General features: G+C 72.0%; 11 protein-coding genes, 1 pseudogene and 2 riboswitches. Of the genes and pseudogenes, 8 read left to right on the forward strand and 4 right to left on the reverse strand.

The features are described 5' to 3' along the window. Window positions 1-120 (forward strand): annotated as a pseudogene (locus tag K6I33_RS03250) (IS5/IS1182 family transposase); the annotation flags it as partial. 71 nt (window positions 121-191) lie between these two features. Here K6I33_RS03250 and K6I33_RS03255 read toward each other — a convergent pair. The 3 genes from K6I33_RS03255 to metE all read right to left on the reverse strand — a co-directional run bounded on the left by K6I33_RS03255 (window position 192) and on the right by metE (window position 3,690). Next, window positions 192-392 (reverse strand): hypothetical protein, encoded by a 201-nt coding sequence (locus K6I33_RS03255; RefSeq protein ID WP_229348131.1) that lies wholly within the window; start codon window positions 390-392, stop codon window positions 192-194. Between the two features lie 120 nt (window positions 393-512). Beyond that, window positions 513-1,298, reverse strand: coding sequence for an aminotransferase class IV family protein (locus K6I33_RS03260; RefSeq protein WP_229348132.1), 786 nt, complete (start codon window positions 1,296-1,298; stop codon window positions 513-515). A 67-nt stretch (window positions 1,299-1,365) separates the two neighbouring features. After that, the gene (gene metE, locus K6I33_RS03265) at window positions 1,366-3,690 is read right to left on the reverse strand and encodes a 5-methyltetrahydropteroyltriglutamate--homocysteine S-methyltransferase (protein WP_229348133.1); all 2,325 of its coding nucleotides are present in this window, start codon (window positions 3,688-3,690) and stop codon (window positions 1,366-1,368) included. 158 nt (window positions 3,691-3,848) lie between these two features. Then, window positions 3,849-3,995: riboswitch (cobalamin riboswitch) on the reverse strand. 278 nt (window positions 3,996-4,273) lie between these two features. Then, a riboswitch (cobalamin riboswitch) is annotated at window positions 4,274-4,359 on the forward strand. A gap of 63 nt (window positions 4,360-4,422) precedes the next feature. On the opposite strand from metE, the gene K6I33_RS03270 reads away from it, so the two are divergent. The 7 genes from K6I33_RS03270 to K6I33_RS03300 all read left to right on the forward strand — a co-directional run bounded on the left by K6I33_RS03270 (window position 4,423) and on the right by K6I33_RS03300 (window position 11,045). Further along, window positions 4,423-4,647 (forward strand): CbtB-domain containing protein, encoded by a 225-nt coding sequence (locus K6I33_RS03270; RefSeq protein ID WP_229348134.1) that lies wholly within the window; start codon window positions 4,423-4,425, stop codon window positions 4,645-4,647. Window positions 4,648-4,666: 19 nt separating this feature from the next. Beyond that, the gene (locus K6I33_RS03275; RefSeq protein ID WP_229348135.1) at window positions 4,667-5,428 is read left to right on the forward strand and encodes a CbtA family protein; all 762 of its coding nucleotides are present in this window, start codon (window positions 4,667-4,669) and stop codon (window positions 5,426-5,428) included. Window positions 5,429-5,631: 203 nt separating this feature from the next. Beyond that, on the forward strand, window positions 5,632-7,131 hold the full coding sequence (locus K6I33_RS03280) for a CoA-acylating methylmalonate-semialdehyde dehydrogenase (RefSeq protein ID WP_229348136.1): 1,500 nt from the start codon (window positions 5,632-5,634) through the stop codon (window positions 7,129-7,131). A 5-nt stretch (window positions 7,132-7,136) separates the two neighbouring features. Further along, window positions 7,137-8,285, forward strand: coding sequence for an acyl-CoA dehydrogenase family protein (locus K6I33_RS03285; protein ID WP_229348137.1), 1,149 nt, complete (start codon window positions 7,137-7,139; stop codon window positions 8,283-8,285). Next, window positions 8,282-9,334 (forward strand): enoyl-CoA hydratase/isomerase family protein, encoded by a 1,053-nt coding sequence (locus K6I33_RS03290; protein ID WP_229348138.1) that lies wholly within the window; start codon window positions 8,282-8,284, stop codon window positions 9,332-9,334. Before K6I33_RS03285 ends, K6I33_RS03290 begins: the two co-directional genes overlap by 4 nt. Then, window positions 9,331-10,254 carry a 3-hydroxyisobutyrate dehydrogenase gene (gene mmsB, locus K6I33_RS03295; RefSeq protein ID WP_229348139.1) on the forward strand — a complete coding sequence of 308 codons (924 nt, stop codon included), beginning with the start codon at window positions 9,331-9,333 and terminating at the stop codon, window positions 10,252-10,254. Before K6I33_RS03290 ends, mmsB begins: the two co-directional genes overlap by 4 nt. Further along, window positions 10,254-11,045 (forward strand): enoyl-CoA hydratase, encoded by a 792-nt coding sequence (locus K6I33_RS03300; RefSeq protein WP_229348140.1) that lies wholly within the window; start codon window positions 10,254-10,256, stop codon window positions 11,043-11,045. Before mmsB ends, K6I33_RS03300 begins: the two co-directional genes overlap by 1 nt. A 539-nt stretch (window positions 11,046-11,584) precedes the next feature. On the opposite strand, the gene K6I33_RS03305 is transcribed toward K6I33_RS03300, so the two are convergent. Beyond that, window positions 11,585-12,907 (reverse strand): tetratricopeptide repeat protein, encoded by a 1,323-nt coding sequence (locus tag K6I33_RS03305; RefSeq protein ID WP_229348141.1) that lies wholly within the window; start codon window positions 12,905-12,907, stop codon window positions 11,585-11,587. Window positions 12,908-12,964: the final 57 nt, after the last annotated feature.

A 12,964-nucleotide genomic window follows, 5' to 3' on the forward strand; every position in this document is an offset into this window, starting at 1 on the left:
TGGCTGCATGGCTTCAAACGCCTCCGCATCCGCTGGGAACGACGAGCCGACATCCATGAAGCCTTCCTCCGCCTCGCCTGCTGCCTCATCACCCTCAGACAGATCAACTCATTCTGTTAGCTGTTGTAAGACCCCAGTTGATCTGGGGTCTTTCTGTTTTCCCGCGCCGGATCAGGCGAAAGAGGCGCGGTTCAGGAGCACAGGGCCGCGTCCACGGCTGACTCGAGGTGTTTTATGGCTTCACCGGTCCTCGGTTCAAGGGTCATCGTGACGCTGGCGGCGCGGCCGTCGTCGATGGCCGCGGCCCAGGTTCCGTAGCCGGAGATGGCACCGCTGTGGGCCCAGGCCACGCGGTCGCACGACGAGGCGGTCAGGGCGAGGCGGGTACGCATCGAGGGGCCTCCGGAGCAGTGTTGACGGGCCTTGGCGGCAAAGCCAACCCTGCTGGGAGCAGCCGCCGTTGCCCATCGGTGAGCACCCTGACCGGGCCCTGGTTCACCCCTGAGCGGCGGCTACAGGCGTTCGCCCGGAATGCCCGCGTAGGCGTCGCGCAGTGCCGTGAGCACGGGGTGGTCCGGCGGGAACCGCACGTCGTCGAGCGCGCTGACGGTGCGGACGCCGATGGACGCGTTCGTGGCGAATGCGGCGGCCATGGTGGGGACGTCGGCGAGCCGTACCGGGGCGGTGAGCTGCTTCGGGGTGTCGAGGCTCTGGAGGAGCAGCATCGTCGTGCCGGGGAGCGCGGGGGCGTCCGGCCAGACGACTGTCCCGTGCTGGTCGACGAAGCCGAGGTTCCATGTGCCGCCCTCGGAGACCCGGTCGTCCGGTTCGACGAAGACGGCGTCGTCGAAGCCGGCGAGCTGGGCGTCGCGGCGGAGTTTGAGCTGCGCGTGAATTCCGACATGCTTCACCTCCGCGCTGTCGCGGCTGAAGGGGAAGGTTTTGGCTGTCAACGGCGGCGGGGTCAGGGCCCCGGCGGACCGTAGGTTCACCAGGACGTGGGGGTTCTTGGCGTCGCTGGGGCGGGCCAGGTCGAGGGCGGGGTCGAAGACGGTGACGCGGATGCCGGCGACCCCGGTGACGCCGTCGGCGGCCTTGCGGATGTGGTCGAGCGTCCGCTCCCGGTCCAGCTCGACGCCGAATACGACGCGGCAGTCCCGCACCAGGCGGTCCAGGTGGAGCGACAGGCCCCGGATCGTGCCGTCCTCCATCCGCATGGACGTGAAGTGCCCGTAATTCGTCAGGGCGAGGGTCTGGAGGTCGTCGAGGGTGACGGGCTTTCCGTTGAGTTCGGCCATGCGGCCAGTCTTTCAGTCCTACGGGGCGAGGGGTGCCCCTGTGGTCGGGGCACCCCTGCTCAGCGTCTCATGAGGACGAGCCCGGGAGCTCCTCCCGTACCGTGCGGGCCGCCGTCACCAGGTGTTCCAGGGAGGCGCGGACCTCGGGCCAGCCGCGGGTCTTCAGGCCGCAGTCGGGGTTGACCCACAGCCGTTCGGCGGGGATGGCGGCCAGGCCCCGGCGCAGCAGGGCGGCCGCCTCGTCGGCGCCGGGGACGCGGGGCGAGTGGATGTCGTAGACGCCGGGGCCCACTTCGCGGGGGTAGCCGGCGCCCGCGAGTTCGCCGGCGACCTGCATATGGGAGCGGGCGGCCTCCAGGCTGATGACGTCGGCGTCGAGGTCGTCGATGGCCCGGAGGATGTCGCCGAACTCGGCGTAGCACATGTGGGTGTGGATCTGGGTGTCCGGGCGGACGCCGCCGGTGGTCAGGCGGAAGGCCTCGGTGGCCCAGTCCAGGTAGCCGGGGCGGGCGGCGGCGCGGAGCGGGAGGGTCTCGCGGAGGGCGGGTTCGTCGACCTGGATCACGGCGGTGCCCGCGGCCTCCAGGTCGGCGACCTCGTCGCGCAGGGCGAGCGCGACCTGGCGGGCGGTCTCGGCGCGGGGCTGGTCGTCGCGGACGAAGGACCAGGCGAGCATGGTGACGGGGCCGGTGAGCATGCCCTTGACGGGGCGTGCGGTGAGGGACTGGGCGTAGGCCGTCCAGCGCACGGTCATCGGCTCGGGGCGGGAGACGTCGCCGGCCAGGACCGGTGGGCGGACGTAGCGGGTGCCGTAGGACTGGACCCAGCCGTGCCGGGTGGCGAGGTAGCCGGTGAGGCGTTCGGCGAAGTACTGGACCATGTCGTTGCGTTCGGGCTCGCCGTGGACCAGGACGTCCAGGCCGGTCTTCTCCTGGAAGGCGACGACCTCGCGGATCTCGGCCTCGATGCGCCGTTCGTAGGCGTCGGTGCCGATGCGTCCGGCGCGCAGGTCGGCGCGGGCGGTGCGCAGTTCGGTGGTCTGGGGGAAGGAGCCGATGGTGGTCGTGGGCAGCGGGGGCAGGCCCAGGCGGGCGCGCTGGGCGGCGGTCCGCCCGGCGTAGGGCAGGGAGCGGCGGGCGTCGTCGCCGGTGACGGCGGCGGTGCGGGCCCGGACGGCCGGGTCGTGGGTGAGGGCGGAGCCGGCGCGGGAGGCCAGGTCGGCGCGGTTGGCGGCGAGTTCGGCGGTGATGGCGGCGGTGCCGTGGGTGAGGCCGCGGGCGAGGGTGACGATCTCGGTGGTCTTCTGGCGGGCGAAGGCGAGCCAGCGGGCGATCTGCGGGTCGATGTCGCGTTCGGCGGTGGCGTCGAGGGGGACGTGGAGGAGGGAGCTGGAGGCGGCGACGTCCACACGGCCGGCGAGGCCGAGGAGGGTGGCGAGGGTGGCCAGCGAGGCCGTCAGGTCGTTGATCCAGACGTTGCGGCCGTCGACGACGCCCGCGACGAGCCGTTTGCCGGGCAGTCCGCCGGCGGCCGCGAGGTCGTCGAGGTTGGCGGCGGCGGGGCCGGTGAAGTCCAGGGCGAGGCCGTCGACGGGGGCCTTGGCCAGCACGGGCAGGGCCTGGCCGAGGCGGTCGAAGTAGGAGGCGACGAGGAGTTTCGGCCGGTTCGTCAGGGCGCCGAGGTCGCGGTAGGCGCGGGCGGCGGCGTTCAGTTCGGCGGGGGTGCGGTCCTGGACGAGGGCGGGCTCGTCCAGCTGGACCCACTCGGCCCCGGCGGCGCGCAGCGCGGCGAGCACCTCGGCGTAGACGGGCAGCAGCCGGTCCAGGAGGGTCAGCGGGTCGAAGCCGGCCGGGGCGCCGGGGGCGGGCTTGGCGAGCAAAAGGTAGGTGACCGGTCCGACGAGGACGGGGCGGGCGGCCAGGCCGAGGGCCAGGGCCTCCTGGAGCTCGCCGAGCTGTTTGGCGGGGTCGGCGGTGAAGGCGGTGTCGGGGCCCAGTTCCGGGACGAGGTAGTGGTAGTTGGTGTCGAACCACTTGGTCATCTCCAGGGGCGCCACGTCCTGGGTGCCGCGCGCCATGGCGAAGTAGCCGTCCAGGGGGTCGGCGGCGAAGGCCGCGCGATGGCGGGCGGGGACCGCGCCGACCATGACGCTGGTGTCGAGGACGTGGTCGTAGTACGAGAAGTCGCCGGTGGGGACCTCGTGGAGGCCGGCGGCGGCGAGATCGCGCCAGGTGGCGGCGCGCAGTCCCGCGGCGGTCCGGCGCAGGGCGCCGGCGGTGACGGCGCCCTTCCAGTAGCCTTCGACGGCCTTCTTCAGTTCCCGGTCCCGCCCCTGGCGGGGGTAGCCGTACACGGTGGCCCGGGCTGCCGCGGCTGCGGACTTGCTGGTCACGGAACTCTCCTTCGCGAGCTCGTCTTCCGGGATCCCGGGAGGGCCGCGAGGGGTCGCTTCGGTGCGGGCGAGCCGACGGGGCTCGTCCGTGCGCGCCGACCCGCCCTCGAGGTCACCGGGATCTCCGCGCGCGATCCGTTCGCGCGCGGGCAGCGGGCAGGTCTTCGGACTCGCGGGCGCGTCCACCCGAGGGCGGACACCTAGTGGCCGTCGCTTCCCGGGCCCGCCGGGCCCAGTGCGTATGACGGCGGTCGTTCCCGCTCACCGCTGCGGGGCAGTCCCGGATTCCCACCGGGTTCCCTCTTGCGACGCGCCTGCCTGGCGGGCAGGGCGAACCGGCTGCGGTCGTCAGCGTAGGCACAGAAACCGCCCTCGGGACAGCCCTGTTCACATACCGGTCACACACCGGCCGTATCCAGGCGGTACGCGGGCGACTTCCGGGTGCCGAGAGTGCGGAGGAGGCGCGTCCCCCGCGCACGCTCCAGGGCGCGCACGCCGGGTCGTACGCCGTTGCGCATCCCCCACCCCATGGCGCAATGTTGGCCGGAACGGTACGGTCGCGTGGACATGACGACGGGGTGACGGAAGCCGGTGGGAATCCGGCACGGTCGCGCCACTGTGAATCCGGCCGGCGCCCGCGGCAGCGCGGCGACGCCCGGAGAGTCAGACCCGCCCTCCGTCGTCCAGGAACCCCTAGTTCTGGGACGCGTGTTTCCCCAGGAGGTCTGCATCATGGCTCACTCCGCCGCTTCCGCGACCGGCTCCCCCGCCCTGCCGGAGGTCGCCCCCATATCCCTGAAGGCGATCGCCCCGTGGGCGGTCTTCTTCGGCGTCCTCATGCTCGTGCTGCTGTACTTCGTCGGCGCCGAGCAGGGCGCCACCTCGCTGCTCTCCGGTGAGAGCGTCCACGAGTGGGTCCACGACGGACGCCACCTCCTCGGCTTCCCCTGCCACTGACCGCCGGGGAGCCCGTCTCGTGAACACCGTCTCCGTACGGTCGCTGCTGGTGCGCGGCATGCTCGCCGGGCTGGTGGCCGGGTGCGCCGCGCTGCTGGTGGCCTATTTCCTCGGTGAGCCGTCCGTGGACGCGGCCATCGGCTACGAGGAGGCCCACAGCCACCACGACGACCACGGCGTGGAGCTGGTCGGCCGCGCGCTGCAGTCCACCGCCGGGCTGGCGACCGGCGTCCTGGTCTACGGCGTCGCCTTCGGCGGCATCGCCGCGCTGGCCTTCTGCGTGGCCCTGGGCCGCATCGGCCGGTTCGGGCCGCGCGCCACGGCCGCCCTCCTCTCGCTCGGGGGGCTGCTGACGGTCTATGTGGTGCCGTTCCTCAAGTACCCCGCCAACCCGCCGGCCACCAGCGACCCGGACACCATCGGCCAACGCACGGCGCTCTTCTTCCTGATGATCGCGCTGAGCGTGCTGCTGGGCCTCGCCGCGATGATCCTGGGGCGCCGGCTGGCACCCCGCCTGGGCGCCTGGTGGGCCACCGTCGCCGCGGTGGCGGCCTTCGTCCTCGCGGTCGGCCTGGCGTACGCCTTCCTGCCCTCGTACGACGAGGTTCCGGGGGACTTCCCGGCCACCGTGCTGTGGCGGTTCCGCCTCTCGGCCCTGGCCGTCCAGTGCGTCCTGTGGACCGGCTTCGGCCTGCTCTTCGGCCACCTCGCCGAACGGCGGCTCGCCCGGCGGGCCGGCTCCGGCAGCCCTGCCCATGGAGTGGCCGAAACCACTCCCTGACCGGATTCCGTATCCCTCCCCGATGTGCGGGGCGACCACCGGCCGCCTCGCACGTTTTTTCGACTCTGGACTTAGTAGGACGTCCAACTATATGTTCGGGGACAACCACGAGGACGGACAGGACGGACCGCGCCCCACAAGGGCGCGCGCCCGCGGCACCGCCGTGCCTGTCCCCGGATCTCACCTGATGAGAGCAGGCTTCCATGGTCCGTGAACTGACCCACTTCATCGGCGGAAAGCACACCCCGGGAACATCGGGCGCCTTCGCCGATGTGTACGACCCCAACACCGGCGAGGTCCAGGCCCGGGTCCCGCTGGCGAACCGCGCGGAGACCGAGGCGGCCATCGCCGACGCGGTCCGCGCCCAGCGCGAATGGGGCGAGTGGAACCCCCAGCGCCGGGCCCGGGTCCTGCTGCGCTTCCTCCAGCTGGTCGAGGGCGAGAAGGACGCGCTGGCCCGGCTGCTGTCCTCCGAGCACGGCAAGACCGTCCCCGACGCGCTCGGCGACATCCAGCGCGGCCTGGAGGTCGTGGAGTTCGCCGCGGGCATTCCGCACCTGCTCAAGGGCGAGTTCACGGACAACGCCGGCACCGGCATCGACGTCCACTCGCTGCGCCGCCCGGTCGGCGTGGCCGCCGGCATCACCCCGTTCAACTTCCCCGCGATGATCCCGCTGTGGAAGGCCGCCCCCGCGATCGCCTGCGGCAACGCGTTCATCCTCAAGCCCTCCGAGCGCGATCCCTCCGTGCCGCTGCGGCTCGCCGAACTGTTCCTGGAGGCGGGTCTTCCGGCGGGCGTCCTCAACGTCGTCAACGGCGACAAGGAGAGCGTCACCACCCTCCTCGAGGACCCGCGTGTCGGCGCCGTCGGCTTCGTCGGCTCCACCCCGATCGCCGCGCACATCTACGCCACCGCCGCCGCCCACGGCAAGCGCGCCCAGTGCTTCGGCGGCGCCAAGAACCACATGATCGTGATGCCGGACGCCGACCTCGACCAGGCCGTCGACGCCCTCATCGGCGCCGGCTACGGCTCCGCCGGGGAGCGCTGCATGGCCATCTCGGTGGCCGTGCCCGTCGGCGAGGAGACCGCCGACGCGCTCGTCGCCAAGCTCAAGGAGCGCATCGGCACCCTGCGCATCGGCCGCTCCGACGACCCCGAGGCGGACTTCGGCCCCCTCGTCGGCCGGGACGCCGTCGACCGGGTACGCGGCTATGTCGACCTGGGCGTCGAGGAGGGCGCGGAACTGGTCGTCGACGGCCGGGACTTCGTCCTGCCGGGCCACGAGAACGGCTTCTTCGCCGGCGCGACCCTCTTCGACCGGGTCACCCCGGACATGCGGATCTACCAGGAGGAGATCTTCGGGCCCGTGCTGTCGGTGGTCCGCGCCGCCGACTACGAGGACGCCCTGCGGCTGCCCAGCGAGCACCCCTTCGGCAACGGCGTCGCCATCTTCACCCGCGACGGGGACACCGCCCGCGACTTCACCCGCCGCGTCGACACCGGCATGATCGGCGTCAACGTCCCGATCCCCGTGCCCGTCGCCTACCACACCTTCGGCGGCTGGAAGCGGTCCGGCTTCGGCGACCTCAACCAGCACGGCCCCGACGCCATCCGCTTCTACACCCGCACCAAGACCGTCACCTCGCGCTGGCCCTCGGGGGTCAAGGAGGGCGCGAGCTTCACGATCCCGACGATGGGCTGACCGCCATGACGACCACCTTCCTCACCGAGGACCAGCGCGCCATAGCCGAGACCACCCTCGACTTCGCCCGTGAGCACCTCGCCCCGAACGCCGTCGACTGGGACCGCGACAAGCACTTCCCCGTCGACGTGCTCCGCAAGGGCGCCGACCTCGGCCTCGGCGGCGTCTACGTCCGCGAGGAGTCCGGCGGCTCCGGCCTCACCCGCGCCGACGGCGTCCTCGTCTTCGAGAGCCTCGCCACGGGCTGCCCCTCCGTCGCCGGCTACTTCTCCATCCACAACATGGTCGCCTGGATGATCGACACCTATGGCGACGACGCCCAGCGCGCCCGCTATCTGCCCGGCCTGTGCGCGATGGAGACCCTCGGCAGCTACTGCCTCACCGAGCCGGGCGCCGGCTCCGACGCCGCCGCGCTGACCACCCGCGCCGACCGCGACGGGGACACGTACGTCCTCGACGGCGTCAAGCAGTTCATCTCCGGTGCGGGCTCGACCGACGTCTACATCGTCATGGCCCGCACCGGCGGCCCCGGGGCGCGCGGCGTCTCCGCCTTCCTCGTCCACCGCGACGACCCCGGTCTGTCCTTCGGCCCCAACGAGAAGAAGATGGGCTGGAACGCCCAGCCCACCCGCCAGGTGATCCTCGACGGCGTCCGGATCCCCGCCGACCGGCTGCTCGGCGGCGAGGGCGAGGGCTTCCGCATCGCCATGAGCGGGCTCAACGGCGGCCGGCTCGGCATCGCCGCCTGCTCCCTCGGCGGCGCCCAGAGCGCCCTCGACCGCAGCCTGGCCTACCTCGCCGACCGGGAGGCCTTCGGGGAGCCCCTCCTCGACTCCCCGGCCCTGCGCTTCCGCCTCGCCGACATGGCCACCGAGCTGACCGCCGCCCGCGCCCTGGTCCGCCAGGCCGCCGAGGCGCTGGACCGCGGCGATGACCGGGCGCCGCAGCTGTGCGCCATGGCGAAACGTTTCGCCACCGACACCGGGTACGAGGTCGCCGACCAGGCGCTGCAACTCCACGGCGGCTACGGCTACCTCAACGAGTACGGCGTGGAAAAGATCGTCCGCGATCTGCGGGTCCACCGGATCCTGGAGGGGACGAACGAGATCATGCGCCTCATCGTGGCCCGCGGCCTGACGGGGGCCGGCCGATGAGCGACGACTCCGTACTCCTCCACGTCGAGGGCCGGGCCGCCCGGATCACCCTCAACCGGCCCAGGGCCCTCAACGCCCTCACCCACACCATGGTGTCCCGCATCGACGAGGCCCTCACCGCCTGGGAGCACGACCCGGCCGTCGGGACCGTCGTCATCACGGGCGCGGGCGAGCGCGGGCTGTGCGCGGGCGGCGACATCCGCTCCATCCACGAGGACGCCCGCTCCGGCGGCACGGCCTCGGCGGACTTCTGGCGCGACGAGTACCGGCTCAACGCCCGCATCGCCCGCTACCCCAAGCCGTACGTGGCCGTCATGGACGGCATCGTCATGGGCGGCGGCGTCGGCGTCTCCGCCCACGGCGGCGTACGGATCGTCACCGAGCGCTCCCGGGTCGCCATGCCCGAGACCGGCATCGGCTTCGTCCCCGACGTCGGCGGCACCTATCTGCTGGCGAAGGCGCCCGGGGAGCTCGGCACCCATCTCGCCCTGACCGGTGAGCCGGTGGGCGCGGCCGACGCCCTGCTGTGCGGGCTCGCCGACCACTTCGTCCCCTCGGACCGGCTGCCCGCGCTCCTAGCTGAGCTCGCCGACGCCCCGGCCCACGAGGTCGTCGCCCGGTACGCCGCCGAGGCGCCCGGGGGCGAACTGGCCGGTCACCGCGAGTGGATCGACGCCTGCTACGCCGCCGACACCGTCGAGGAGATCGTCGAGCGCCTCCAGGGCCATGGCACCCCGGCCGCCAAGGAGGCCGCCGAGACGATCCTCGCCAAGTCCCCCACCGCGCTCAAGGTCACCCTGGCAGCGCTGCGCACCGTCCCGGGGCTCGGTTCGCTGGGACGGGTGCTGGAGCAGGAGTACCGCGTCTCGTGCGCGGCCCTGGCCTCACCGGACCTGGTGGAGGGCATCCGCGCCCAGGTCATCGACAAGGACCGCAGCCCCCGCTGGTCCCCCGCCACGCTCGCCGAGGTGGGCGAGGCGGACGTCGCCCGGTTCTTCGCACCGCTGGGCGAGAAGGAACTCGCCCTGTCCCAGGAGGTGGCGTCATGAACACCGGTACTCCCCTGACCGTCGGATTCGTCGGCCTCGGCCACATGGGCGGCCCGATGGCCGCCAACCTCGTCAAGGCCGGGCACCGGGTGCGCGGCTACGACCTGGTGGCCGAGTCCCTGGAGGCGGCCACGGCCGCCGGTGTCGAGCCCGTCGCCTCGGCGGCGGACGCGGCCGCCGGCGCGGACGTGGTCATCACCATGCTGCCCGCCGGACGGCATGTGCTGGCCCTCTACGGGGACGAGGGGCTCCTCGCCGCGGCCGCGCCCGGCACGCTGTTCGTCGACTGCTCCACCATCGACGTCGCCGACGCCCGCGCCGCCCACGAGGCCGCGGCCGCGGCCGGCCACCACGCCCTGGACGCGCCCGTCTCCGGCGGGGTGGCGGGTGCCGAGGCCGGCACCCTGACCTTTATGGCCGGTGGCGGCGAGGGCGAGTTCGCCCGGGCCGAGCCGCTGCTCGCCGCCATGGGCAAGAAGGCCGTGCACTGCGGCGGCCCGGGCGCCGGGCAGGCGGCGAAGATCTGCAACAACATGATCCTCGGCATCTCGATGATCGCGGTCAGCGAGGCCTTCGTCCTGGGCGAGAGCCTCGGCCTGTCCCATCAGGCCCTCTTCGACGTGGCCTCCACGGCGTCCGGCCAGTGCTGGTCGCTGACCAGCAACTGCCCGGTGCCGGGCCCGGTCCCGGCCAGCCCGGCCAACCGCGACTACCGGCCCGGCTTCGCCGCGCCTTTGATGGCCAAGGACCTCGGCCTCGCCGCCGACGCGCTCCGCGCGAGCGGGATCGACTCCGCCTTCGGGATCGAGGCGGCGAAACAGTACGCGGAGTTCGCCGCGGGCGCCGGGGCGGCGGAGGACTTCTCCGGGATCATCCGGACGATCCGGCAGCAGAACGAACGAAACGAGACGGCTTCCTGATGACCACCGCGTACGAGACCGCCTACGAGACCATTCTCGTCGAGCGCAAGGGCCGGGTCGCCCTTGTCACCCTGAACCGCCCCAAGGCCCTCAACGCCCTCAACATCCAGGTCATGAACGAGGTCGTCGAGGCCACCGAAGCCCTCGACCGGGACCCGGACATCGGCTGTATCGTCCTGACCGGCTCGGCGAAGGCGTTCGCCGCCGGTGCCGACATCAAGGAGATGCAGCCGCAGGGGTACATGGACATGTACCTCAACGACTGGTTCACCGCCTGGGACCGGCTCGGCGCCCTCCGCACCCCGACCGTCGCGGCCGTCTCCGGCTACGCGCTGGGCGGCGGCTGCGAGCTCGCCATGCTCTGCGACATCCTGCTGGCCGCCGACACCGCCGTCTTCGGGCAGCCGGAGATCAAGCTCGGGGTGATCCCCGGCATCGGCGGCTCCCAGCGGCTCACCCGCGCCGTCGGCAAGGCCAAGGCGATGGAGCTGTGCCTGACCGGGCGCACCATGGACGCCACCGAGGCGGAGCGGGCGGGCCTGGTCTCCCGCATCGTCCCGGCGGACGAGCTCCTCGCGGAGGCCCTGTCCGTCGCCGAGACCGTGGCCGGGATGTCGGCGCCGGTCGCCATGATGGCGAAGGAGGCGGTGAACCGGGCGTTCGAGACGACGCTCGCGGAGGGCGTGCGGTTCGAACGGCGCGTCTTCCACGCGGTGTTCGCCGTCGCGGACCAGAAGGAAGGGATGGCGGCGTTCACGGAGAAGCGGAAGCCGGAGTTCAAGCACCGATAGTCGCTGCGGTGGACATTTAATCTGTTGGGTTCGAGTCCCACACGGGCTATCGGCCGATGCAGGTCACTACACCCGTTTGCGATCTGCATCGACCGCGGTACCGGGTGAAGGGCGAGGTTGAACGCATCCTCACCGAGACCGGCGCCGCAGTGGCCGCCCTGATACAGGCGGGCACCTTCGACTGACGCGCGGCTGCTCACCGCCGGCCTTGAAGCGCCGGGCTGGGTCGTGGCCAGGATCACCGGCATTCAGACGTTACAGCGCGCGGCGTAGAGAACCGTCGGTGAACTCGCCAAGGCCACCACCGTTGGAATCTTCGACGCGGTCGCTGAGGCGTACAATGTCGGCTCCGCGCGAGTCTGGCCGAGCTCGGCGCTCTGAATATCGAGGACACTCCGCGGATCGCCGACACCACCCCTGGTGTGCGGAATGTTGATCGCCGTGCGCACAAAGCCTTGCCGCACACGGAAAAGAAGCGCCCCCCGGCTCAATCACGCGCCCCGTCGGGCCGGGCCTAGCACAACGAACTCTGCTTCATCTCAGATGAGGAGCTGCGCCGCCTTCTGCCGCAGTCGCTCCGCCCCGGGCATGGCGCGGAATCGGTTCAGCCTGGTACGCATGTCATTGACCGCCTTGTGGACCTTCACGGAACGGATGCCTTCCGCGCAGTCGACGAAGTCGTCCCAGGTGGCCAGGGCGCCGTCCATGTCGCCCTGACGCAGGCGTACGCCGCCGAGGTCGGCGAGGACGATGGCGCGGGTGCGGCGGCGGTCGAGGCCGTGGATGTCGAGGGCGAGGCGCAGGTGTTCCTCGGCGGCGTCGAGGTCGCCGAGGCGGGCGAGGATCATGCCGGATTCGTGAGCCCAGCGGCCGGGAGAGTAGTGGGCAGCCCAGGATTCGCCTGCCGTAGCTGGCGAGCGGCCGATGGCGCTCTCGGAGAGGGCGAGGTGCCGGGTGGCCAAGCGGCGGTCGTCGTCCTGGGCGGCGGCGTTGGCCAAGGTGGCCTCGTAGTAGGCGACGGCTCGGGCGTTGTCGAGGTCCTTGCCGTACCGCACGCACGCCTCGCTGAGCTGGACGGCCTCGGCCCGGAAGCCGAGGTCGATGGCCTGTACGGCGAGGCCGCGCAGCGCGGTGGCGGATAGCTCGGGGTCGTGGGCCTCGGCAGCGAGGCGGTAGGCGTGCGCGTAGTACTGCTGTGCGCGGCCCTGGTGTTCGGGGTCGTCGCCTTCGTCCTGGGCCATCCAGCCGGCGAGGTGGACGAGCTGAGAGGTAGCGGCGAACAGTTGCCGGCCGGTGGCCTCGGTGTACTTGCCATTGAGCCAGGAGGCGACGTCCTCAGTCAGGTAACGCACGGCCAGGTGCCGGGCATGCCCGCCGCCGAGTTCGGCGGCGGAGTCGCCCAGGGCTTTCACCATCTGTTTCACTGCGGCGACCTCGCCTGCGCCGACGCGGACGGCTCCGGACTGAGCGGTCTTCGTGTGGCGGGTGATGCTGTCCAAGTCGGGCAGCGCCAAGGCGCTGAGGGCGTAACCACTTGTGGCGGCAAGGAAGTTCCGGCGGTCCACGTCGCTCCTCCCCAACTGGATGACTGAGGCCACGGTATCGGTGACCTCCGCTTCGGGCACTGCCGGTTGTGGCGCTTTGGCAGTGCCTAAGTCCAGGTCGAGGACCTTGACGACGTGCGGAAGCCAGTAGGTCGGCGAGCGTTCACCGGACATCCAGCGGCGGGCGTATTGCCGCTCGATAGCGTTCGGGGGCCGCCCGGCCGCGATGCTGACTTCTCGGGCGAGTTTGGTCGGGCCCCAGCCGCGCTCCTCGCACGCCTCGCGGATGAGTTTGGCGAGTTCCTGCTTGGTCGGCACGATGCCGTCGCCTCCCTGGCCTACACGGGCCTACAGCTGCCCTACATCCTGGCCCCT

The sequence above is a fragment of the Streptomyces sp. UNOB3_S3 genome (assembly GCF_020740895.1).
Lineage (GTDB): Bacteria > Actinomycetota > Actinomycetes > Streptomycetales > Streptomycetaceae > Streptomyces.